Here is a 22447-nt window from a genome sequence, read left to right as displayed (position 1 = left end):
CTGCGTAAGATAGACACTCTCCTCCCCCAACCGGCCACGCTGATGAACCCGCATACACTCCACTCCCCCGATATCGACCTCGATAGCTGTGTCATCTACCAGATCTACCCCATGAGTTTTCAGGACAGCGATGGCGACGGCATGGGCGATATCAACGGCATCCGTCAGCGCCTCAACTATCTGACCACCCTCGGAGTCGATATGCTTTGGCTCACCCCCATCTATCGCTCCCCCAAGCGTGACAACGGCTATGACGTGGCGGACTATCGCACCATCGACCCCGCCTTCGGCACTCTGGCCGAGATGGAGTTGCTGATAGCCGAGGCGGCCGCTCACGGCATCGGCATCATGATGGATATCGTCGCCAACCACACCTCCACCGAGCATGAGTGGTTTGTGCAGGCGCTGGCCGGTGATCCCCGCTATCAGGAGTACTACGTATTTCGGGACAAGGCCTTTGTCGATGCCCATCCCATCACCTCTATCTTCGGCGGCAGTGGCTGGCAGTATGTGCCAGCGCTTGATCGCTACTACCTGCACAACTTCGATGCGAGTCAGGCTGATCTCGACTGGGACAACCCGGCGGTGCGGGCCGAGATGGCGGCGGTGATCAACTTCTGGCTGGGCAAAGGGATCAAGGGATTTCGCTTCGATGTGATCGATATGGTGAGCAAGGAGTGGGACCGGCTTGCCATGAGCAACGGCCCGCGCCTGCACGACTATATCCGCGAGCTCAATGCCGCGAGCTTCGGCGGCAAGGGGATCATCACTGTCGGCGAGACATGGTCGGCCGATCTCGCCCATATGCAGCACTACTCCAACACCAATGGCAGCGAGTTCAGCATGGTGTTCAACTTCGAGCATCTGGGGCTGGGCCGTGACAAATGGTCATCCCGCTTCGATCCCCTCGCCTTCAAGCGAGCCATGGCCCGCCACCAGCAAGGGCTGCACGGTCAGGGCTGGAACAGCCTGTTTCTCGGCAACCACGACCTGCCCCGCGCCGTCTCCCGCTTTGGCGATGACAGGCCCGAGTGGCGTGAAACCAGCGCCAGGCTGTGGGCCATGGTGCTGCACATGATGCAGGGCACTCCCTTCATCTATCAGGGGGAGGAGCTGGCCATGACCAACCGCCACTGGCAGCCGGGCGAGCTGCGCGATGTGGAGGCCATCAACTACCGCGCCAGCCAGCCAGGGCTGGATCCTGCCGAGCTGGGTCGGCGGCTTGATGCCATCGGCCGCGACAACGCCCGCACCCCGATGCAGTGGGACAACGGCCCCTACGCCGGATTCAGCACCACCACGCCCTGGATTGCCCTCAACGCCAACCACATAGAAATCAACGTAGCCGAGCAGCTGGCCCGCCCTGACTCGCCGTTACACTGCTATCGCCAGCTTATCACCCTGCGCAAGGCTCACCCTGTCGTTCGCCACGGCAATTTCGAGCTGCTGGATGGGGATGACTCCGAGCGCATCAGCTATCGCCGCCACTGGCAAGACCCGAAAACGGGCGAGCAACACACCCTGTTGCTGCTCGCCAATCTCACCGACAACGCCTTGCCGATGCCCCACTTTGACAAGGTAACAGACAGCATGAGCTTGCTGATAGGCAACTACCCCGGCCAGCCAGCCCCGTTATTTTCCCCTTACCAGTGCGCTGTATGGCTAGCAGATTGATCAAGTATTGATAGAAGCCAGCTCATGGCGCTTGAGCGCCAGTAGGGTAAGCAGCAATGCAAAGGTGGCAATGATTGCCATCCCGATATAAGTGGCACTGAACGCGGGGGCTAGCAGTTGCGGGCTCAATGAACTGAGCTGATCGGCACTGCCTGCGGGCAACCGGGAGTGGAACAGCATGGCGCAGATGGCCACCCCCACCGCCCCCCCCAGCTCACGGCCGAAGTTGAACAGCGACATGCCGATGCCGCGATCCTGCCGTGGCAGGGCATTTTGCACCACCACCGACAGGGCTGGCAGCACCAGACCGAGACCGATACCGGCCAAGCAGAGCGCCAGTCTGACCCAGGCGTCGAAGTGGATCTGCCACAGCGCCAGCGCTGCCAGCGCAAATCCTACCGCCACAAAGCGCTTGTAGTAACCGGTACGGCCAATCAGCTTGCCGCCAACAAAGGCCCCTGCGGTGATCGAGAGCATAAAGATAACCATGATGGCGCCGCTCTCGGTGGCACTCATCCCCTTCTGCCACTGCATTTGTAACGGCAAATAAACCAGCACCGCGAACAGCAACAGTTGGGATAACATCACCAGTAGCAGGCTTACCAGATAGCCGGGCAGCCGGACCAGATGAGCAGACAGGATGGGATCGTGAGCCCGTCGCTCAATCAGGATCAGCAGCAGCAAGGCCACCACCAGCGCACCCGCCAGCCAGATGGCGGGCAGGGCGGTCTCTGGCGAGAGCAGCAACAGGGTGAGCGTAGTGACGGTAATCAGCAGACCCGCCCCCTTCCAGTCGAAACGACTGTGACGACGGACATTGAGCTGCTTGAGATTGCGGTTGATAAGAAAGACCGCCAGCGCCCCAAGCGGCAGATTGATCCAGAAGATCCAGCGCCAACTGAGCTGTTCGGTAAAGTAGCCACCAAGCAAGGGCCCCGCAATGCTGGAAACCGCATAGACCGCCGAAATGTAGCCCTGGTACTTGCCCACCTCCCGCGGTGGAATGGTGTCAGCAATCACGGTAAAGGCGAGGGCGATCAGGCCGCCGCCACCCATGCCTTGCAGCACCCGGGCCGCCAGCAGGGTCGGCAGATCCTGTGAAAGGGCACAGGCTACCGAGCCCGCCAGAAACAGGCCAATACCGATATTGAGCATCCGCACCCGGCCAAACAGATCACTCAGTTTGCCGTACACAGGTAGCACCGCAGTAGCGGCCAGCAGGTAGGCGGTGACCACCCAGGTAAGAGCGGCACCGGCATTCAACTCGGCGCCAATCATGGGCAACGGAGTGGTGACTATGCTCTTTTCCAGTGAACCGAGCGCGATCACCAGCGCCACACTGGAGAAGACGGTTTTAGGGGATATTCTCGAGGTCATAAGGGGACTCGCAGATCTGATATGCCAAAGTATCTGGCAATGAACGGATTATTGTCTCACAAATCAGCAAGAGATAGAAAAAACGGCGACCATAATCTGTCCAACCATGAAGCCGATCCCACAAAGCGCCGACCGTTTCTGCTAGCCTGCTCTATTTGATTCAAGGATCCCCCATGAGTGAGCGTGAGCAGTACGGGTTTGATCACTACGATGCCCTGATTTTCGATATGGATGGCACTCTGGTGGATTCCATGCCCCTTCATCTGGATGCCTGGGAGCTCACCTGCGCCGAGTTTGCTATCCCGTTTGAGCGGGATCAGCTTTATCAGTATGGCGGCATTCCCACCCGCAAGATCATCGCCATGCTGGCCGAGCAGCAGGGGCTGACGGTGGACGTTGAGGCCTTCACCCGCCGCAAGATAGCCCTCTATATGGAACATATCGACCAGGTCAGCGTCTTTCCCAAGATGTGGGAGCTGGTCAGGCACTATCACGGCAAGGTCAAGATGGGGATTGGCACCGGCTCACCGCGCAGTCAGGCGGACTCCATCCTGAAAAACTCCGGGCTCGATACCTATATCTCGGTGGTGGTGAGTGCCGATGATGTCACCAACCACAAACCGCATCCCGACACCTTCTTGCAGGTGGCCGAACTGCTCGGCGCCAATCCCGCCAACTGTCTGGTGTTTGAAGATACCCGGATCGGGCTTGAAGCAGGCAAGGCTGCTGGGATGGATACCGTGCTGGTTATCGAAGGTGACCTGCACCAGCGGTAAAGGGCCCAGGGCAAGCAGGCAAACCGATAAGAGGGTGCCATCACAGTGGCACCATTTTTTGTTTACGTGAGCATGGCGACAGCGTCAGTGCCCGGACAGCGTGGCGATCGCCGCCGGAATAGTGGCAACCGTCAGACAAAGGGCGTTGGCCTGCGCCTCATCCTGTAGTGCCTGATGAGTGCGAAGCAGTTCAAGGGCTTGGGCCGGGGTATCTGCAAAGGTGGGAGTGGCGATGGCGGCAAATCCCTGTTCGACCAGTTGGCGACGCTCATCGCTATAGCTGGGCGCATTGGCATCTAGATAGGTAAGCGCCTGACCCTGCTTGAAAAAGTGATAGTTAGGCATCGATTGGCCCCGTAAAAACAAAGCGTCATTCTACTCCTTTTTGCTCCACCACTTGCGCCAATATGGGACATTAAAAGTGATCTAGTTCACACTTTTATCAACAACCCCTTACCCGTTGAGCCCCGTACAAATCCCCTCGTCACTCAGCTTCAGGCAACCCCGCCACTGTCACTCGGCGCCAAACAAAACGCCTCCGGCAAGGAGGCGTTGTGAATGAAACAGGGTGGTTCCCGTTACATGGCATTCGTCGATTCGAAGATCTTGTCGGCTGATGCTTCGACGAAACCCGGATAGAGCACGCCGTCAGCCTGCGGATAGCGCAGGGCAAATTCGTAGAAGCAGCTTGGGATGGTGCGCACGCCATCGGTGAAGGGCACATCTGCCTTGTCGGCCATGGTGGAGGATTGCTCCAGCATCACCTCGGGATCGCCCTTCACCTCACCGCCGACACTGTTGAGCACGAAGCCTGCCGCCTTGAGCGCCCCATTCACCTGCTGGATGGTGTCAAAGTCCTTCAGGCGGTTGATGTTGACGGTGAAGTGGTTAGCACGATAACCCCAGGCCGCCATCCAGGCCGCATACTCGCTCTCCGCCAGCAGGGTCTGGTAGTCGGCATAGGAGACCTGCCAGGGGGCGCCAGCGTAGAGAAATGCCGGGGTATCGGTCAGATGATCGGGCACCTGATCCACCAGCTTGTGGATGATGGCCTGCGCGTCTGCGGAGAGTTCTTCCACCTTCAGCTCGCTGATAAAGACCTTGGGCGCGTCCGGATCCTGATGCTCGAAGTGCTTGGCGTAGAGCTTCTTGGCCTTGAAGACGTACTCGCCCTTCTGCTCGTAACCGAGCGCCAGAAAGTGGGCAGCCAGCTTCTCCAGCCCCAGCTTGGGCAGGTTGTAGGTACGAAACGCCACGTGATCGTTGACGATGGGCTCGCCGCCGCCCAACAGGGTGTGCACCTTGAGGGCGCTCGGTGTCACCTTGATGTAGTTGTCCCACAGATGGCTGAACAGGGTGTCGATATCCTTTTGCATCTCTCTTTCCTTTGATTGCGGGTACAGATGGGGGCACCCGCCGGATGCCCCGTTTTGTTATTGTCAGAAGATCAGACCGGGAGACAGCTGATCCGGCATAGCGGCTTTGCTGTCTTCAACGGAGGCAACCGGGGATATGACACAGTAGTCGGCGGCGTTGAGCCATCTCTGCGGCATTGGCATCCCCATTTGATCTTAAAACGTCAAGCCAGGAGACAGCTGCTCCGGCATGGCGGCCTTGCTGTCTTCGACGGAAGCAACCGGATACGCACAGTAGTCAGCGGCGTAGTAGGCGCTCGCCCTGTGGTTGCCGGATGCGCCGATGCCACCAAACGGCGCGGCACTGGAGGCACCGGTAATGGGCTTGTTCCAGTTGACGATACCGGCGCGAATGCGCTTGAAGAAGTGGTGCCAGTCCGCCTCCTTGTCCCCCAGCAGACCGGCCGAGAGGCCGAAGCTGGTGGCGTTGCCCTGGTCGATGGCGGCATCGAAATCGTCATAGCGAATGAGTTGCAGCAACGGGCCGAAGTACTCTTCATCCGGCAGCGCCTTGACTGCCGTCACGTCGATAATGCCCGGGGAGACAAAGCCGGTACCCGCTTCCAGGTGCTTGAGAGTGAGCAGGCTCTCGCCACCGAGGCGCTGCAGGTTGGCTTGCGCCTCGACCATGCCGAGGGCCGCTCTTTCGCTGATCATCGAGCCCATAAACGGCTGCTCGGCGGCATCATAGAGACCGACTTTGATCTGGCTGACCACCTCGACCAGTCGCTTGACCAGCGCATCGCCCCGCTCGCCGCGCTCGACAAACAGGCGGCGGGAGCAGGTGCAACGCTGACCGGAAGTGATGAAGGCAGACTGGACGATGGCATGGACGGCGCCGTCGATGTCGCTCACGTCTTTCACGATCAGCGGGTTGTTGCCGCCCATCTCCAGCGCCAGAATTTTGCCCGGCTGACCGGCAAACTGTTGATGGAGGAAATGACCGGTGCGGGAGGAGCCGGTGAAGAAGAGGCCGTCGATGTCCGGGTTGCCAGCCAGCGCCTTGCCGGTCTCGACCTCCCCTTGCACCAGATTGAGCACTCCCTTGGGCAATCCGGCCTCCTGCCACACCTTGACCATGGCTTCCGCCACCATGGGGGTCAGCTCGGAGGGTTTGAATACCACGGCGTTACCCGCAATCAGCGCCGGGACTATATGGCCGTTGGGCAGATGGCCCGGGAAGTTGTAAGGGCCGAACACCGCCACCACACCGTGAGGCTTGTGACGGACAAACGCCTTGGCGCCCGGCATGGCATTTTCAACGGTGCCGGTGCGCTCATCGTGGGCACGAATAGAGATGGCAATCTTGCCCTGCATGGCGGCCACTTCGGTGCGGGTCTCCCACAGCGGTTTGCCGGTTTCGCGGGCGATGGTCAGGGCCAGCGCCTCTTTCTGCTCGCCGAGCAGGTCAGCATAACGGCGCACTATGGTCAGACGATCCTCAAGGATCATATCCGCCCAGTGGTAGAAGGCGGCACGGGCGGCCTTGACGGCGGCATCCACCTGCGCCGCGCTGGCGGCAGCACCCTGCCAGATCACCTCGTTTCTGGCCGGATCGATAGATTCGAACGGCTTGCCTTCACCGGCAAGCCATTGACCATTGATAAATTGCACTAACTGGCTCATCCATTCACTCCCTGTCGCTGACAGGCGGCCTCGGCTACCTGTCTGATAATCAGTTTGCTTGTCCTGCTTGCCTCAGTCGAGGTCAACCACCCGCACCATGTCGCCATCCTGCACCTTGATTGCCGCCGCCATCTTGGGCGGGATGATGGCTTCGTGCTTATCGAGATCGACCCGGATATTGCCGTAGCAGGCGCGGTACTGTTCGAAACGGCTGTTGCAGATAAGGTGGGTCTTGCCACCAATGGGCTCGCCCACCAGCACCCGCAGCTTCTTGCTGCGACGCACGCTGCGAATGTTCTGCACATCGCACTCAACGGTGGGGCCGGCATCGAAGATATCGACGTAGCCACGATTCACGAAGCCCTCGTCCTGTAGCATCTTGATGGCGGGACGAGTCTTCTCGTGGGTCTGACCGATAACGGCGCGGGCCTCATTGCTCAACAGATTGACGTAGATGGGGTACTTGGGCATCAGCTCGGCGATAAAGCGCTTCTTGCCAATACCGGTCAGGTAGTCGACGGTAGGAAAATCCATCGAGAAGAAATGTTTTTGCAGCCACTCGTAGAAGGGGCTGTGGCCATTGGCATCGGAGACCCCACGCATCTCGGCGAAGACGGTCTTGTCAAACAGCTCCGGGTGCTCGGCCATAAACAGAAAACGGTGCTTGGAGAGCAAGCGGCCATTAAGCCCCTCGCGAGCACATTCGCGCAAGAACAGGGTGCAGAGCTCGGAGTTGCCGGTGTAGTCGTTGGAGAGGGTGAGGGTCTCAACGACGTTATAGATGCCGAGTTTGGGAGAAGAGTGCACCACCTTGCCAATGTGGTAGTTATAAAACGGCTGAGAGAGACCGACTGCAGCATCGATGGCACAGGTGCCCACCATCTCGCCGCTCTCCAGATCCTCGGCCACGAAGAAGTAGAGGCAATCCCCCTTGCCGGCGGGCTTGTCGGAAAAAGTCTGGGTAGAGGCATCGATCTTGCGCTGCAGCAGCTCATCGTTGACAGGCAACGAGGTCATGCCGGTGCCGGACTCGATAGCGCAGGTCTTGAGCCCGGCAAAATCTTTTTGCTCGATGGGTCGAATAACCAACATAAATGACAACTCCCTTTCATTGACGACAGGTGGGGTCCCGGCTCCTGCCGGGAGGGCTCCCCACCTCAATTTGCAATCAGGCGTTAACCACCTGGGCAACCGCCTGCTCGAAGCGGGCCAGCCCTTCCTTGATGTCCGCTTCCGGGATCACCAGTGAAGGGGCAAAACGCACCACATTGGTACCCGCCACCAGTGCCATCAGCCCCTGATCGATGGCGGCCAGCAGGAAGTCGCGGGAACGCCCCTTGAAGTCCTCGCTCAGGGCGGCGCCCAGCAGCAGACCCTTACCGCGGATCTCGCTAAAGCAGTGGTATTTGGCGTTGATTGCTTCAAGGCCATCGCGGAACAGCTGTTCGCGCTGCTTGATGCCCGCCAGCACCTCCGGGGTATTGATCACGTCGATCACCGCTTCGGCGACCGCACAGGCCAGCGGGTTGCCGCCATAGGTAGAGCCGTGAGTACCCACTTTCAGGTAAGACGCAATTTCGCCGGTGGTCAGCATGGCGCCGATGGGGAAACCGCCCCCCAGAGCCTTGGCGCTGGTGAGGATGTCCGGCGTGACGCCCAGACCCATATAGGCATAGAGATCACCGGTCCGGCCGACCCCTGACTGCACTTCGTCATACACCAGCAGGGCATTGTGTTTGTCGCACAGCTCGCGCACCCCTTTGGCAAACTCGTCGGTGGGACGAATGATGCCCCCCTCCCCCTGCAGCGGCTCCATCACCACGGCACAGGTGTTGTCGGAGATCACCGCCGCCAGTGCCGCCAGATCGTTGTAGGGAACATGGGTAATGTCACCGGGTTTGGGACCGAAGCCATCGGAGTAGGCGGCCTGGCCACCGACGCTGACAGTAAAGAAGGTGCGGCCGTGGAAGCCCTGATTGAAGGCGATGATCTGGGTCTTATGCTCGCCAAACTTCTCGATGGCGTAGCGGCGAGCCAGCTTGAGGGCCGCTTCGTTCGCTTCGGCGCCTGAGTTGCAGAAGTAGACCTTGTCGGCGAAGGTGGCGGCGACCAGCTTCTTGGCCAGACGCAGGGCCGGCTCGTTGGTCATAACGTTGGAGAGGTGCCACAGCTTCTCGCCCTGGGTTTTCAGGGCCTCGACCAGCTTGGGATGACAGTGACCCAAACCGTTGACGGCGATGCCACCGGCGAAGTCGATATACTCACGCCCTTCCTGATCCCAGACACGTGATCCTTCACCACGCACCGGGATGATTTTGGCGGGCGCATAGTTGGGAACCATCACTTCATCAAACACTTCACGTGTCACTGCCAACAACTCTGACATATAGCTCTCCTTCGATTCGGCGACAGAATAATCCACCGCCCAAAAGTTAAATCCGTGTAAACGTGGCGGGATTATCACAGAAATAAAGTAAAAAGTCTGTAACAAGACGGCCTATAAGGAACAATGTTCGATTGTCCTTGAGATTTTAGGCAACCGCATTGCATAACGACTCAGGGGGGCTTGGCAAGAGATAATTTGGGCAAGAGAGGGGGTGAATAAAGTGTCAGGGAAATTTTTTTTGCCTTCTCTCGAACTTGAGAAGGCGATCACAACTTTTTATGAACGCGCCAGAAAGTTGGCCAGCAACTGATGGCCCTGTTCACTCAAAATACTCTCCGGATGGAACTGAACCCCCTCGACAGGAAGCGTCTTGTGGCGCAACCCCATGATCTCGTCAAACGAGCCATCGGCATGTTCACTCCAGGCGGTAACCTCGAAGCAGTCAGGTAGGCTGTTTTGCTCCACCACCAGCGAGTGGTAACGAGTCACCCGCAGCGGGTTGTTGAGTCCCTTGAATACCCCTTCGCCCTGATGGCGAATGAGCGAGGTTTTGCCGTGCATTACCTGGCGGGCACGCACGACACGGGCACCGAAGGCTTGCGCCAGCGACTGATGACCGAGACAGACGCCGAGAATGGGCAGCTTGCCAGCGAAGTGGCTGATGGCGTCGAGAGAGATCCCCGCCTCATTGGGCGTACAGGGGCCGGGAGAGATCACCAGAAAACGGGGGGAGAGCTGCGCGATGGCATCAAGCGTCAGTTCATCATTTCGCTTCACCACCACCTCTTGCCCCAGGGCGCCGAAATATTGCACCAGATTCCAGGTAAAAGAGTCGTAGTTATCAATTAACAGCAACATGAGATAACCAGCGGCAGATATTAACGGTCGAGAAAACGACCCTGTTCCAGTTCCCGTTCACGCTGACACTCGGCCAGATAGATGGCGGCAGCAACGGCAGGGGCTTTATGGTGTTTGTCGATGGCATTGGAGACCATTAATTGCAGGGTATTGAGGTTTTTTGCCTTGCGAAATTTACGTAGCCAGTGACCTTTGTCACTCAGCTCTTCAGCAGAAATAGTTGGTTGAACAGACATGCTTACTCTTGGGGATATGACCCACGTTAAAATAAAAAATTAAACAAAAATAGCAGGGCAGAAAATAAAGAAAGCCAGGCAAATACCCAGCTCTCTTCTACTACACCTTCCCAGTATGTCAGGCTCGAGGAACGAAGCCGACTACATCATATACGCTGGTCAGGGTTTTTTCAGCTCTTTCGCGCGCCTTTTGTGCTCCTTCTGCCAAAATTGCGATCAGATGGGCCTCATCCTGACGCAATGCGTGGAAACGGGCCTGGATCGGTTCCAGCAGCGCCACCACGGCTTCGGCAGTTTCGGTCTTGAGGTGACCGTACATCTTGCCTTCGAAATGCTGCTCCAGCTCGGGGATGGAGCGACCGGTCACACCGGACATCAGGGTCAGCAGGTTGGAGACCCCCGGTTTGTTTTCCGGATCAAAACGAACCACAGCCGGCTCGTCGGAGTCGGTTACCGCACGTTTGATTTTCTTGACGATCTGCTTGGGATCTTCCAGCAGGCCGATGAAGTTGGCCTCATTGTCATCCGACTTGGACATCTTCTTGGTGGGATCCTGCAGACTCATCACCCGCGCCCCTTCGGTCGGAATGAAGGGTTCCGGCAGGGTGAACACGTCACCATAGAGGTTGTTGAAACGGGTGCAGATGTCGCGGGTCAGCTCGAGATGCTGCTTCTGATCGTTGCCGACCGGCACCTGATTAGCCTGATAGAGCAGGATGTCGGCCGCCATCAGCACCGGATAACCGAACAGGCCAACGTTGACGTTATTCTCGAAACGGGCGGACTTGTCCTTGAACTGGGTCATGCGCGACAGCTCACCCATCTGGGTATAGCAGTTGAGGATCCAACCCAGCTCGGCGTGCTGCGGCACGTGAGACTGGATAAAGACGGTGCTCTTCTTGGGATCGATACCGACCGCCAGATAGAGGGCGGCGGCATCGAGACACGCCTTGCGCAGGGCAGCCGGATCCTGGCGAGTGGTGATGGCATGCAGGTCAACGATGCAGTAGAGGCAGTCGTACTCATCCTGCATGTTGACCCACTGACGCAGGGCCCCCATGTAGTTGCCGATGGTCAGTTGGCCGGAGGGTTGCGCCCCGCTCAATACGATTGGTTTGGTCATGAGAGTAGTAATCCTTGTTATTCAGCCAGTCTGGCGACACGCTCAGTTCAGCAGGGCATCGAGCTGGGAAAAGTGTTCAAACACCCAGTCAGGCCGGGAGTCGGCGATGGGGCGGCCATAGTTGTAGCCATAGGTGAGCCCCACCACCTTCATGCCAGCCGCCTTGGCCGCCAGCACGTCATTTTCGGAGTCACCCACCATCAGGGTGCGTACCGGGCTCACCCCCAACTCCTGGCAGGCGTGCAGCAAGGGCTCCGGGCTCGGCTTCTTGACCGGCACGCAGTTGCCACCGAGCCAGAGTTCGAAGCAATCGCTGATGCCAAGAGCATCGAGGATCGGAGCCACGAAGTCGCTCGGCTTGTTGGTGACGATCGCCTGTTTGTAGCCCAGGGTTTGCAGGCGATGCAGACTCTGCGCCACTCCCTCATACATCGCCAGCCCCTGCAGCAAGCAGGCGTTGTAGTGCTGGAAAAAGATCGGGCGGGCCTTGGCAAACAGCTCGGGGTCGGCCTCGCGGTAGGCGAGCGCCCGCTGGATCAGCTTGTCGGCGCCGTTGCCTACCCAGGTACGGATCACCGCTTCATCAGCTTGTTCCAGACCCAGATCAGCCAGCGTCAGATTGACCGCAAGTGCCAACTGGGCGGCGCTGTCGATCAGGGTGCCGTCCAGATCGAACAGCACCAAATCAAATGCGCGCTCAGCGTGTGACATGAGCCAGCTCCGCACGCATCTGGTCGATCACCGCCTTGTAGTCAGGCTGGCTGAAAATGGCAGAGCCGGCGACAAACATGTCGGCGCCCGCTTCGGCGATCTCGCGAATGTTGTCGACCTTCACCCCGCCATCGATCTCGAGGCGAATATCGCGGCCGCTCTCATCGATCAGGCGACGCACCTGACGCAGCTTGTCGAGGGTACCGGGGATAAAGCTCTGGCCACCGAAGCCCGGGTTGACCGACATCAGCAGGATCACATCCAGCTTGTCCATCACATACTCGAGGCAGGAGAGCGAAGTGGCCGGATTGAGCACCAGACCCGCCTGGCAGCCCATCTCCTTGATCAGGCCCAAAGAGCGGTCAACGTGATCGGAGGCTTCCGGGTGGAAGGTGATGAGGGAAGCTCCTGCCTTGGCAAAATCAGGAATGATGCGATCCACCGGCTTGACCATCAGGTGCACGTCGATGGGGGCCTCGATACCGTAGTCACGCAGCGCCTGGCAGACCATGGGGCCAATGGTCAGGTTGGGGACATAGTGGTTATCCATCACATCGAAGTGAACCACATCGGCACCGGCAGCCAGCACCTTGGCGACATCGTCACCCAGACGGGCAAAATCGGCAGAGAGGATCGAGGGGGCAATCAGAAAATCTTTCATCAGCATCATCCATTGGCAGCCAGGGGAAAAAACGGCGCAATTTTAACGTAAATGCGAGGTGAAAACGACTCGAATACGGGGGAAATGGGGCAATCACCTTCCCTACTCCAACCACCCGGGTTTTGGGGCATCGGCACGGGCGCGGACTTGCCCATAAGAAACGGCGCCCCTGGGCGCCGCATGGTCAGTTACGCCAGTGGCAGCAGTTCGCTGTCGCTGGGGTAGTAGCCCTGCTCAGGCTCGATCCCGGGTGGATAGAGCGCCAGCAACTCGGCCACCTTGTTACGGGTGCCGCCGTTGCGGCTGATGGTACGCTTGACCAGGATCTCGTCGAGGCGGGCACCACGATAGAGCTCGCGGGTCAGTTCGATATCGTGGTTGCTGATCAGTACCGGCACCCCCTTATGTGCCGCCGTATGACGCGCCAGGCGGGCTAGTACAGCCTGATCGTCCAGAGTAAACCCGCCAGCTGCATAGGTGGTGAAGCTTGCCGTCGTCGAGAGCGGCGCATAGGGGGGATCACAGTAGATAACCCAATCCTCTTCGGCCCGTTTGATGGCATCGGCATAGCTCTCGCAGATAAAGGTCGCTTTCTGCGCCTTTTCGGCAAAGGCCCACAGCTCTTTTTCCGGGAAGTAGGGCTTCTTGTAAGAACCGAACGGTACGTTGAAGCCACCCTTCTTGTTGTAACGGCACAGGCCATTGAAGCCGTGGCGGTTGAGGAAGAGGAACAGCAGGGAACGCTCGAAGCTGGTATCGGTCTGGTTGAACTGGGTGCGCAGCCGATAATAGGCAGCCTTGTGGTTGTGCTCTGCCACAAACAGCTTGTTCGCTTCATAAATGAAACGGTCCGGTCTCTCTTTAAGGTGGTTATAGAGGGCAATCAGATCCGGATTGATGTCATTGAGCACATAGGCATCGTAGTCGGTATTGAGAAAGACGGAACCGGCACCAACGAAGGGCTCCAGCAACACACGCCCGGCCGGCAGGCGCTCGGCAATCTCTTCAACCAGGGAATATTTTCCCCCGGCCCATTTTAAAAAAGCGCGTGTTTTTTTCATGGAAATCCGGTGTGTAAGAAGGCAAGACCCAAAAAGGGGGACGATTCTACCCCCTTATCCGGTATCAAGGCTATTGCTTCAGCTCTTTTTGTACCTGCGCAAACGACTTGGGCCATGGCTGACCTTTCAGCAGCTCGGGAGAGAGTTTACGAATCGCGTTCTTGGCTTGGGCCGAGCTGGCATAATCCCCTTGCAGCACTACATACCAGGGGCTGCCACGGAACTTGGTCTGATAGACCCATACCTTGCCCGCCAGACCATGCTCGGCAACAAACTGATCCACCGCCTTGGTGTTGCTTGCGCCCAACAGCTGAACGCTGTAGTGGTTACGCGGCTTCTGGTTCAAGGTGGCGAGCGGAGTCAGGGCAACCTTGGGGGCAGGCGCAACAACCGACTCACTGCTGGCGGTGTTGACGGCAGTAGCCACCGGGGCTGTGGTGGTTACCGGGCTCTGCGCCCTGGCCGTATTGGCAGGTGCCGTGGCCGCGACAGTGCCACTGGTGGTGGCGCTGTTCCGGCTCTTGCCAGTCAGCTCATCCACCACGTCAGTCGGCAAGGCACCACTGACTTTGGGCTCGGTCATCAGCTTTTGCACCACCTCGTCAGAGATCACCACCCGACGCCCCTCGTAATTGGTGGACTCGGTGGTCACTGTTTCGCTCTCCACCGATTTGGGCAGCACTTTCGCTTCCGGCTGCCAATCCTTCACCACCCCGTTGGGGTTGCTGGCTGCATCGCTGTTTTGCGCGCCTTGTGCAGCGGCATCAGTATTCGAACTGCCTGCGGTGAGGGGATCGCCTCCCGCAACCGGGATCGGCAATGCCATATTCTGCGCCGGATCCTGCAGTGCCGGTTTGCTTTCATTGTCAAACAGCGCAGGCAGCAGGTAGCTCAGCGCCAGCAGGCCGCCAGCGACCAGGGCGATGGCAGTAGCAATCTTCTTGACAGGCAACTCCGCCTGACGCTTCTTGGGCCTTCTGTCGGTCATGATATCCTCCAGTAACTGCATGATGGTGGACGGATGTCCGTTTGCCGTATTCAGGATCACCTCCACTTGCGACTTGGGCAAGAGGGCCGCGGGGATCTTGAGCGCTTTGGCTTTTTCATACAAGAAGATGCGCTGCTCGGGTGGGCTCAGTGGCGGCACTTCCAGCTCAAGGGCTGGCATGGCTCTGCCTTTCAGCTGCGGTCGTTGCGTGCGACACCAGACGTCACTGCCAGAGACGATAATGGCCAGCTGGTGGGGCGCCACCAGAGTATCGTTATGACGGATGATCGCCCACAGCTCTCCCAGCAGGTCGGCCGGCAACTGGTCGGCACGCTCAATCAGCAGTAGCAGGGTGACAGGCTTGCTCCCCTCCAGCATGCGAAAGAAGCTCTCCGCCAGCGCATCCTGGGGGTTGAACAGCGGCCGCGCCACCACCTGGGGCAGCAACAGCTGGCGCACATCCACCATCTTCATGGCAGGCGTACCAATCAGGCTCACCACCCGCACTTTTTCCGGCAACACGCCGAGCAGGGATTCGCACAGGGTGCCACGACCACTACCGGGTTTACCGGAGAGAAAAACAAAAGGATGATTGAATTCAATCAGATGCAGCAGCCGGTCAACCAGCTGCCGCTGGGAAGGAAATTTTAACAGTTTATTCGTCACGACCAGACTCGATCACCGCCAGCAACTCGGCATCGGACACATCCCCCACCACTTGCGCATGGCCGATGCCAACCGGCAATACCAGACGCAGCTTGCCTTCCAGCACCTTCTTGTCACGGCGCATATGGCGAATAAAGGCGGCAAAATCCATCTCGGCAGGCGCATGAATGGGCAGATTGGCGGCCAGCAGCAGGGCGCGCACGCGCGCAACGTCCGCTTCGCTCATATCGCCACGGGCCTGCGCAGTTGTGGCCGCCAGCATGGTGCCAGCGGATACCGCTTCACCGTGCAGCCAGTTGCCATACCCCTGCTCGGCCTCGATGGCATGACCAAAGGTGTGACCCAGATTGAGCAGCGCACGGACGCCGTGCTCGGTCTCATCCTGACCGACCACATCGGCTTTTATCTCGCAGCAGCGTTTGATGGCGTAGGCCAGCGCGGCAGGTTCCAGCTGTTGCAGACGCACCATGTTCTGCTCCAGCCAGCTGAAGAAATCAGCATCCCAAATGATGCCGTACTTGATCACCTCGGCCATCCCTGCGGCAAATTCGCGGGCAGGCAGGGTTCTCAGACATTCGGTATCGATAACAACCTGTTTGGGCTGATAAAAAGCCCCAATCATGTTCTTGCCGAGGGGGTGGTTGACAGCGGTTTTACCGCCGACAGAGGAGTCAACCTGGGAGAGCAGGGTGGTCGGGATCTGGATAAAAGGAATGCCACGTTGATAGCTTGCTGCCGCAAAGCCCACCAGATCTCCGATCACGCCGCCCCCCAGCGCGATCAGTGTCGTATCACGGCCATGGTTGGTCTCAAGCAGAGCAGACATGATCTGCTCAAAGGTCGCCAGGTTCTTGTATGCCTCTCCGTCAGGCAGGATCAGGTGTTCAACCTGAAAACCCGACAGCAGAGCGGTTACCCGTGCAAGATAGAGCGGCGCAACGACCGTGTTGGTCACTATCATCACCCGCTTGCCCTTGATGGTCGATACCAGCGCCTCGGGGCGCTGCAACAACCCGGCAGCTATCTCGATGGGATAGCTGCGTTCACCCAGTTCGACCTTCAACCGTTCCATGGACGTCCTCTAGATTACATACCGATCAGCTTTACAATTTGATTGGCAACGATTTTTGCGCTCTGGTCATCGGTATGCACAACAAAGTCGGCCACCTCTTCATACAGGGCATTGCGCTCTTGTGCCAGACGTTCCAGCACTTCACGTGCCGGTTCTTCGGTCTGTAGCAGAGGGCGGCGTTTGTCTCGCTGTGTGCGCGCCAGCTGCTTTTCAATAGTGGTTTCGAGGTAGACCACGATGCCACGAGCAGACAACTTGTTGCGGGTTTCGCGACTCTTGATGGCACCGCCACCCGTCGCCAGCACGATACCCTGCTGCTCTGACAATTCGCCGATCACCTTCTCTTCGCGAATCCGGAAACCTTCTTCGCCTTCAACATCGAACACCCAGCCGATATCAGCACCACTGCGGCGCTCAATCTCATGATCTGAGTCGAAAAACTCCATATGCAGTTGTTCTGCCAGATGTCTACCTATGGTGCTCTTGCCCGCACCCATGGGACCTATCAGGAAAATATTGCGTTTCTCAGCCATGTCTTTTCGTTAGTAATTACAAACTGTACGACCCCGATGAATACTGGATCGGGGTACCTATGAACCTTATCTTACGATGGATCAGGAGGGGGATTATCTCAATAGATATCGGGACTGGCAACCGCAGCCCTTACGCCCCAGCCTCATTGGGGCGTAAGGTTATATGTGTTTTACCCTCACATGTAAAGCATTCAGAAGGCGTCGGTGACTATCTTGGGGGTCACGAAAATCAGCAACTCCCGCTTTTTGTTCTCATTGGCCGTCTTGCGGAACAAAGCCCCCAATCCGGGGATATCACCCAACAGGGGCACCTTGGTGACATCCGTCTTGATAGTCTGCTGATAGATACCACCCAGCACCAGGGTCTCGCCATTATTGACCAGCACCTGAGTGGTGATGGATTGGGCATTAATGGATACTGCCGGGCCAGTAGGCGTATCGACCGTCTCCCCCTTGGTATCCTGAGTGACGGTCAGATCGAGAATTACCCGATTATCAGGGGTGATCTGCGGCGTGACTTTCAGGCTCAGTACCGCCTTCTTGAAGGTGACCGAGGTGGCGCCACTGGAAGAGGACTCCACATAGGGGATCTCGGTACCCTGCTCAATCAGAGCCGGTTTCTGGTTGGCAGTAGTCACCCGGGGACTTGCGATAATTTCCGCCTTGTTCTCACGCTCCAGCGCAGAGAGCTCGAGATCCAGCAGGGTGCCATTAGCTAATCTTGCAACCTGGAATGCCAAGGTTCCGGCCGCTCCGGTCACCGGCAGGTTGACGTTCAGCCGATTGTCAGTTGATGGCCGAGGACTGGGATTTATCGCAGAACTGCCGTTGTTATTGCCAGAGGTGTCATTCCCTTCAATAGAGCCTGAAGTACTGTTGCCATGACCATCATTCTTGGTCACCCCCCAACGCACCCCGAGCGCTTCATCAAAGCCGTCGTCAATGGTCACCATCCGTGCCTCGATCACCACCTGCTTGACCGGAATATCGAGAATATCCAGCATCCGTTTGATGCTGCTGATCACCTCCGCCGTATCCTTTACCACCAGCACGTTGGTGCGCTCATCCACACTCACCGCACCACGGGGTGACAGCAACTTGGTACTTTCAGAAGAGAGCAGGGCCGCCACTTCCGAGGCCTTGGCATAGTTGATCTGCAGATACTCGGTATGGAGCGGAGCCAAATCGGCGACCTGATTGCGGCTCTCCAGCTGTTGTCTCTCGCGTGTTGCTATCTCCTCTGCTGGCGCCACCAACAGAATGTTGTGGTCCAGCCGTTTGTCCAGCCCACGTACTTTCAAAATAATGTCGAGCGCCTGCTCCCACGGCACCCCATCCAGACGCAGGGTAATATTGCCTGCCACCGAATCTGTGGTGACCAGGTTGAGGTTGTTGAAATCGGCGATCAACTGCAACACTGTACGAACCGGAATATCCTGGAAGTTCAATGAGATGGGCTTGCCCTGATACTGCTTGGATGCGCTGGCTGTAGTCCGTTTTTTCACTTCGATAATGAACAGCTTATCGGCCTGATCGTAACGGTAATCAAACTGACCATTGACTGACAGTTCAAACAGGGTATCACTCCCCTGCCGAGAGACTTCAACCTGTGAAACCGGCGTCGCAAAATCCTGCACATTAATCAGATTAAGCAAGCCATCCGGCACCCGAGTGCCATGAAATTTAGCCAGTACGGTCTGGCCACGACTGCTCACATCCACAGCGGCCGAGCTGTTATCCAACGAGATCAGAAACTCACCCTGACCATCCTTGCCACGACGAAAATCCACCCCCGTCACCGAGTTAAAATAAGCGCCGCCCCCACTGCGCTGATAGTCGTTGAGCACCGGTTTGCTGGCAGGCTGTGTGGCTACCGGCATAGTCACGGGGGCAACAGGCATCGACCGGGCAACGACCTGAGGATTGAGCAGAGCAGAGGGAGAGGATGTAGCCACCATCGCAGAGGGCGCTGGCACAGGAGTGGCCGAGGTTGCGGGTGCAGTCAGGGTGCTCTCACTATTGATGAGCCCGGATGATACCCCCTCACCCAATGACACCAGTAATTTATTCCCCTGTTGTTGCACCTGATAGGGCGCCAGCTGATCGAGGGCGATCCGGATATCGAGACCTGCGCCCTTTCCTTCAACCTTGATATTATCGACCCCCTGACGCTTGATCGGCAGCGGGTTCACTTTAAGCGCCCCAACCGCACCGGGAACATGCAACAACAGCTGATTGGGTTGGTAAGAGAGACGGTCGGTAAAGCCTGTAACCGGCTCACTGAAGCTGAGCTCGACCAGCAATTGATCCGCAAGCTGCGGATTGACCTTGATCTCTTGCAGGGTAGCCACTGCCCACGCCTGACTGAAGGCGCTAACGCAAAACAGCAAAGCCACTTTGGTTACACTTTCGATTGTTGTTCTCATTGCTGTTCGTCCCTGATTATTGTTTTTCTTTCAAATTGGCCATCGCCAACTGGGTTTCTCTTGTTACCCAGCATCCCTTCCCGTCCGGTATGGTTTCCAGCAGATTCACCGTAGTATCGGTGATCTTGATGACCCGCCCCTGATCAAGCCCCATATACTGATTGAGCCCGACCCGCACCGCTTTGCCATCCGGGGTTCGGATCAGCGCCCACAGCTGGCCCGCTTTGCCCAATGAGCCATGCATCGACAAACTGGACAACGAATAATTTTCCAACACCTCTTTTTCTCGATCCGTCAGGGTCTGGGCGCAATCTGGTTGCGCCTTGGCACTACTGGTACCCCCGACCACCGCCTCAGGTTGGGGAATCATGAAGGGGCTGCGCAGCTCCCGCTGCTGGTAGTGCATGGGAGCAAAAGGTTTCAGCTCGGGCAAGGGTTCGATAGGTATAGGGGGCCTTGCCTTGGTCTGGGCGACATAGCTATCCATGTCCTCCTGACCACCACACGCCGTCAGCAGCAGGGCCGGTAAAAACCAGTAGATACGTCTCATTGTTTCGACTCCACTGTTTTACCGTTGTACTTGTAGGTCTTGGCCAGCATCGACATCGAAATCAGCTCCCCTGCATCCTTGCTCTGGCCCAAGGTGAAGGAGTCAAGGATGACGATACGGGGCAAGGCAGCCATGTCCGCGGTGAACTTGCCAATTTCATGGTAAGTACCCACTACTTCGATACGCATCGGTAGCTCGGTCGAGAACTCGTGCTTGACCTCAGGCTCCCAGTTGATTCGGTTCAATTTGAGGCCGTTATCGGTCGCAATAAAGCTGATGTCGTCCAGCAGGCCAGCAACTTCGTGGGTATTGGGCAACTGTTTGAGCTGGGTATCGACCAGTTGTTCAAGCTGAACCATCTGCACCTGGTATGCGCCCAGGTTGGCAGCCAGCATCGCCTTGCTTTCAAACTGGGCTTTCAGCTCGGTCTCCTTCCCCGCTTCCTGAGTCAAACTGGCCAGGGAGTTGGCAATCACGTAGTAGTAGATGGCCCCCCCGGTCAACACACAGCAAAACAGAACGAAGATCCCTTTGGCCCACTTTGGCCAATTTACTATGTCATTGATATCCAGCTCGTTGAGTTGCTGAAGGTTCATGGTTGCTCCTTGGCCACATTCCCTGCAGCCGCAGCATTGTTGGCGATCAGGAACATCATGGAAAACTGGCTCAATGACACTGGCGCAACATCAGCAGCAAAAATAGTGCTGATTTTTGATTGTCCCAACCAGCCGGAACCATCAATTCGCCGCATCATGCTAGCCACTCGGCCATAGGCTTCTGTCTTGCCATTGACATCAATAGTGTTGTTTTTCATCGAAAGGGTATTGAGGTAAACCCCGTTGGGTACCAGCAAGGGGAGTTGGTTGAAGAGACGCACCGGCACGTTGCGGCGCATCTGTAACTGTTCGATGAGCTGCATCCTATCGATCAGCTCCTTGCGACGCTCCTTGAGCAACCGGATCTCCCCTAGCTGGGCATCCAGAATGGTCATCTCCTGAACCAGCCGCTGGTTGCGCTGCTGTTGGGCCGCGATCTGTCGCTCGACCAGCCAGTTGGCAAAAAATCCCAAGGCGGCTGTAGCCAGCACAAACAACCCCAGCAAGGCCCCGAACTGTTTCTTTTGGCGCTGGGCCCGGGCTTCACGCCAGGGCAGCAGGTTTATATTTGACATGGTGTGAAACTCCTCAGAGCCAACCCGAATGCCGTCATATATTTAGCGCCATGCACCAGATCGGCCTCCCCTTTCGGTTTGCCAAACAGGGCGAACAGATCCGGGTGCAATACCTCGCAATTGACCTCTTCTTTTACCTGTACCAACAAACCGGGCAGCAAACTGCCTCCCCCCGTCAGCACCAGTGTTGCGATGTCGCGATAGCCGGATGAACTGCAAAACAGCTGGATATTGCGCCGCACTTGCTGCAGCAACGAGTTGATATGGGGCATCAGCACATCCAGCTCATGGTCTACAGGCAAGGTACCTTTGATTTTCGCTTGCTCCGCTTCATCCAGCGTCATGCCATAAAAGGAGGAGAGGGCCTGGCTGTACTGATCGCCACCGAAGTTCTGCAGGCGGGAGTAGATCACCTCTCCCTTGACCAGCGCCGCAAAGGTCATCGCACTGGCGCCGATATCGATCACTCCGATCGGCCGTTCACTCTCCTGCAATTCAGGGAGGCAGGCCACCACGGCACGACCCAGCGCATGGGCGCCCACATCCACCACCTTGACAGCAATGCCTGCTTCGGCAAGAGCGCTGACCCGACCGTTGACACTCTCGGTGCGGGCAGCACTCAGCAGCACATCCTGACGATCTTCGCTGCCGTTGGTGTCAAGCACCTCAAAATCGAGACTCACTTCATCGAGGGGGAAGGGAATGATCTGTTCGGCTTCCAGTTGGACCTGATTCTCCAACTCCTTATCACCGAGACGAGCATCGATCTGGATCACCTTGGTGATCACATTGGAGCCAGTCACTGCAGTGGCACCATAATCGCTGTGACCAGGTATAAGGCGCTTGAGGGTCTTGAGCGATTGGCTGACACGCTCGATATCCTGCAATTGATAATCGACCAGCGTCCCTTTCGGAGTTGGAACATCAGCGACCGACTCCAGATATAGCTTACCGGGGCGACCGCTGAGAGTGACGGCTTTGATGGTCTGGCTGCCGAAATCAATACCCACCAAGGGGAGGAGGGATCCCTTATTAAATAGCCCAAACATATACACATCCATGCGTTATTTGGAGTTATTCCTGGCTGAGTGTAAGACACCCGCATCAGGGGAGTGTTGCGCCCATCCTAAATGCTCT

The 22447-nt window shown here is 57.5% G+C and carries 22 protein-coding genes; 2 read left to right on the top strand and 20 right to left on the bottom strand.

All coding sequences use genetic code 11. The features are described from left to right. Window positions 1–42 precede the first annotated feature (42 nt). Window positions 43–1674 carry a glycoside hydrolase family 13 protein gene (locus tag BN1117_RS13435; RefSeq protein ID WP_040098137.1) on the top strand — a complete coding sequence of 544 codons (1632 nt, stop codon included), beginning with the start codon at window positions 43–45 and terminating at the stop codon, window positions 1672–1674. Here BN1117_RS13435 and BN1117_RS13430 read toward each other — a convergent pair whose 3' ends face one another. Next, window positions 1675–3051 (bottom strand): MDR family MFS transporter, encoded by a 1377-nt coding sequence (locus tag BN1117_RS13430; protein ID WP_209435244.1) that lies wholly within the window; start codon window positions 3049–3051, stop codon window positions 1675–1677. Between the two features lie 173 nt (window positions 3052–3224). Between BN1117_RS13430 and BN1117_RS13425 the strand changes: the two genes are divergently transcribed. Then, the gene (locus BN1117_RS13425) at window positions 3225–3827 is read left to right on the top strand and encodes an HAD family hydrolase (RefSeq protein WP_040098135.1); all 603 of its coding nucleotides are present in this window, start codon (window positions 3225–3227) and stop codon (window positions 3825–3827) included. 84 nt (window positions 3828–3911) lie between these two features. Here the strand turns inward: BN1117_RS13425 and BN1117_RS13420 are convergent, their stop codons facing one another. From BN1117_RS13420 to tapM, 19 genes are all read right to left on the bottom strand, one after another. Then, on the bottom strand, window positions 3912–4172 hold the full coding sequence (locus BN1117_RS13420) for a hypothetical protein (RefSeq protein ID WP_040098133.1): 261 nt from the start codon (window positions 4170–4172) through the stop codon (window positions 3912–3914). 233 nt (window positions 4173–4405) lie between these two features. Next, window positions 4406–5203 (bottom strand): DUF1338 domain-containing protein, encoded by a 798-nt coding sequence (locus BN1117_RS13415; RefSeq protein WP_040098131.1) that lies wholly within the window; start codon window positions 5201–5203, stop codon window positions 4406–4408. A 195-nt stretch (window positions 5204–5398) separates the two neighbouring features. Continuing rightward, window positions 5399–6868 (bottom strand): succinylglutamate-semialdehyde dehydrogenase, encoded by a 1470-nt coding sequence (astD, locus tag BN1117_RS13410; protein WP_040098129.1) that lies wholly within the window; start codon window positions 6866–6868, stop codon window positions 5399–5401. A gap of 72 nt (window positions 6869–6940) precedes the next feature. Next, window positions 6941–7960: an arginine N-succinyltransferase gene (gene astA / locus BN1117_RS13405; protein ID WP_040098127.1), complete on the bottom strand. Its 1020-nt coding sequence runs from the start codon at window positions 7958–7960 to the stop codon at window positions 6941–6943. 76 nt (window positions 7961–8036) lie between these two features. Continuing rightward, complete coding sequence (locus BN1117_RS13400; RefSeq protein ID WP_040098125.1) at window positions 8037–9254, bottom strand: aspartate aminotransferase family protein; 1218 nt, start codon at window positions 9252–9254, stop codon at window positions 8037–8039. Window positions 9255–9530: 276 nt separating this feature from the next. Next, window positions 9531–10112, bottom strand: a complete 582-nt coding sequence (locus tag BN1117_RS13395; protein ID WP_040098124.1) for an aminodeoxychorismate synthase component II — start codon at window positions 10110–10112, stop codon at window positions 9531–9533. A gap of 20 nt (window positions 10113–10132) precedes the next feature. Continuing rightward, window positions 10133–10348 carry a hypothetical protein gene (locus tag BN1117_RS13390; protein ID WP_040098122.1) on the bottom strand — a complete coding sequence of 72 codons (216 nt, stop codon included), beginning with the start codon at window positions 10346–10348 and terminating at the stop codon, window positions 10133–10135. Between the two features lie 118 nt (window positions 10349–10466). Beyond that, a complete protein-coding gene (trpS, locus tag BN1117_RS13385) occupies window positions 10467–11471 on the bottom strand; it encodes a tryptophan--tRNA ligase (protein ID WP_040098120.1) in 1005 nt (334 codons plus the stop codon). A gap of 42 nt (window positions 11472–11513) precedes the next feature. Next, complete coding sequence (locus BN1117_RS13380; protein WP_040098118.1) at window positions 11514–12182, bottom strand: phosphoglycolate phosphatase; 669 nt, start codon at window positions 12180–12182, stop codon at window positions 11514–11516. Continuing rightward, window positions 12169–12843 (bottom strand): ribulose-phosphate 3-epimerase, encoded by a 675-nt coding sequence (rpe, locus tag BN1117_RS13375; protein WP_040098116.1) that lies wholly within the window; start codon window positions 12841–12843, stop codon window positions 12169–12171. Before rpe ends, BN1117_RS13380 begins: the two co-directional genes overlap by 14 nt. A gap of 188 nt (window positions 12844–13031) precedes the next feature. Next, on the bottom strand, window positions 13032–13904 hold the full coding sequence (locus BN1117_RS13370) for a Dam family site-specific DNA-(adenine-N6)-methyltransferase (protein ID WP_040098114.1): 873 nt from the start codon (window positions 13902–13904) through the stop codon (window positions 13032–13034). 70 nt (window positions 13905–13974) lie between these two features. After that, window positions 13975–15558: an SPOR domain-containing protein gene (locus BN1117_RS13365; protein ID WP_040098113.1), complete on the bottom strand. Its 1584-nt coding sequence runs from the start codon at window positions 15556–15558 to the stop codon at window positions 13975–13977. After that, a complete protein-coding gene (gene aroB, locus BN1117_RS13360; protein WP_040098111.1) occupies window positions 15548–16630 on the bottom strand; it encodes a 3-dehydroquinate synthase in 1083 nt (360 codons plus the stop codon). Before aroB ends, BN1117_RS13365 begins: the two co-directional genes overlap by 11 nt. Window positions 16631–16644: 14 nt before the next feature. After that, window positions 16645–17163, bottom strand: coding sequence for a shikimate kinase AroK (gene aroK, locus BN1117_RS13355; RefSeq protein ID WP_005335014.1), 519 nt, complete (start codon window positions 17161–17163; stop codon window positions 16645–16647). A gap of 191 nt (window positions 17164–17354) precedes the next feature. Then, window positions 17355–19589, bottom strand: coding sequence for a type IV pilus secretin PilQ (locus BN1117_RS13350; protein ID WP_040098109.1), 2235 nt, complete (start codon window positions 19587–19589; stop codon window positions 17355–17357). Window positions 19590–19605: 16 nt separating this feature from the next. After that, window positions 19606–20139 carry a pilus assembly protein PilP gene (locus tag BN1117_RS13345; RefSeq protein WP_040098107.1) on the bottom strand — a complete coding sequence of 178 codons (534 nt, stop codon included), beginning with the start codon at window positions 20137–20139 and terminating at the stop codon, window positions 19606–19608. Next, entirely contained in the window at window positions 20136–20735 is a 600-nt protein-coding gene (gene tapO / locus BN1117_RS13340; RefSeq protein WP_040098105.1) for a PilO family type IV pilus biogenesis protein TapO, read from the bottom strand. The genes BN1117_RS13345 and tapO overlap by 4 nt, the downstream gene beginning before the upstream one ends. After that, window positions 20732–21310, bottom strand: coding sequence for a PilN family type IV pilus biogenesis protein TapN (tapN, locus tag BN1117_RS13335; protein WP_040098103.1), 579 nt, complete (start codon window positions 21308–21310; stop codon window positions 20732–20734). Before tapN ends, tapO begins: the two co-directional genes overlap by 4 nt. Continuing rightward, window positions 21298–22359, bottom strand: a complete 1062-nt coding sequence (gene tapM / locus BN1117_RS13330) for a PilM family type IVa pilus assembly protein TapM (RefSeq protein ID WP_040098102.1) — start codon at window positions 22357–22359, stop codon at window positions 21298–21300. Before tapM ends, tapN begins: the two co-directional genes overlap by 13 nt. Between the last annotated feature and the right edge of the window lie 88 nt (window positions 22360–22447).

It is taken from the genome of Aeromonas australiensis, assembly GCF_000819725.1.
Lineage (GTDB): Bacteria > Pseudomonadota > Gammaproteobacteria > Enterobacterales > Aeromonadaceae > Aeromonas > Aeromonas australiensis.
The sequence above is the reverse complement of the archived record's forward strand: the minus strand, read 5'-3'. Positions and strand labels throughout refer to the sequence as shown.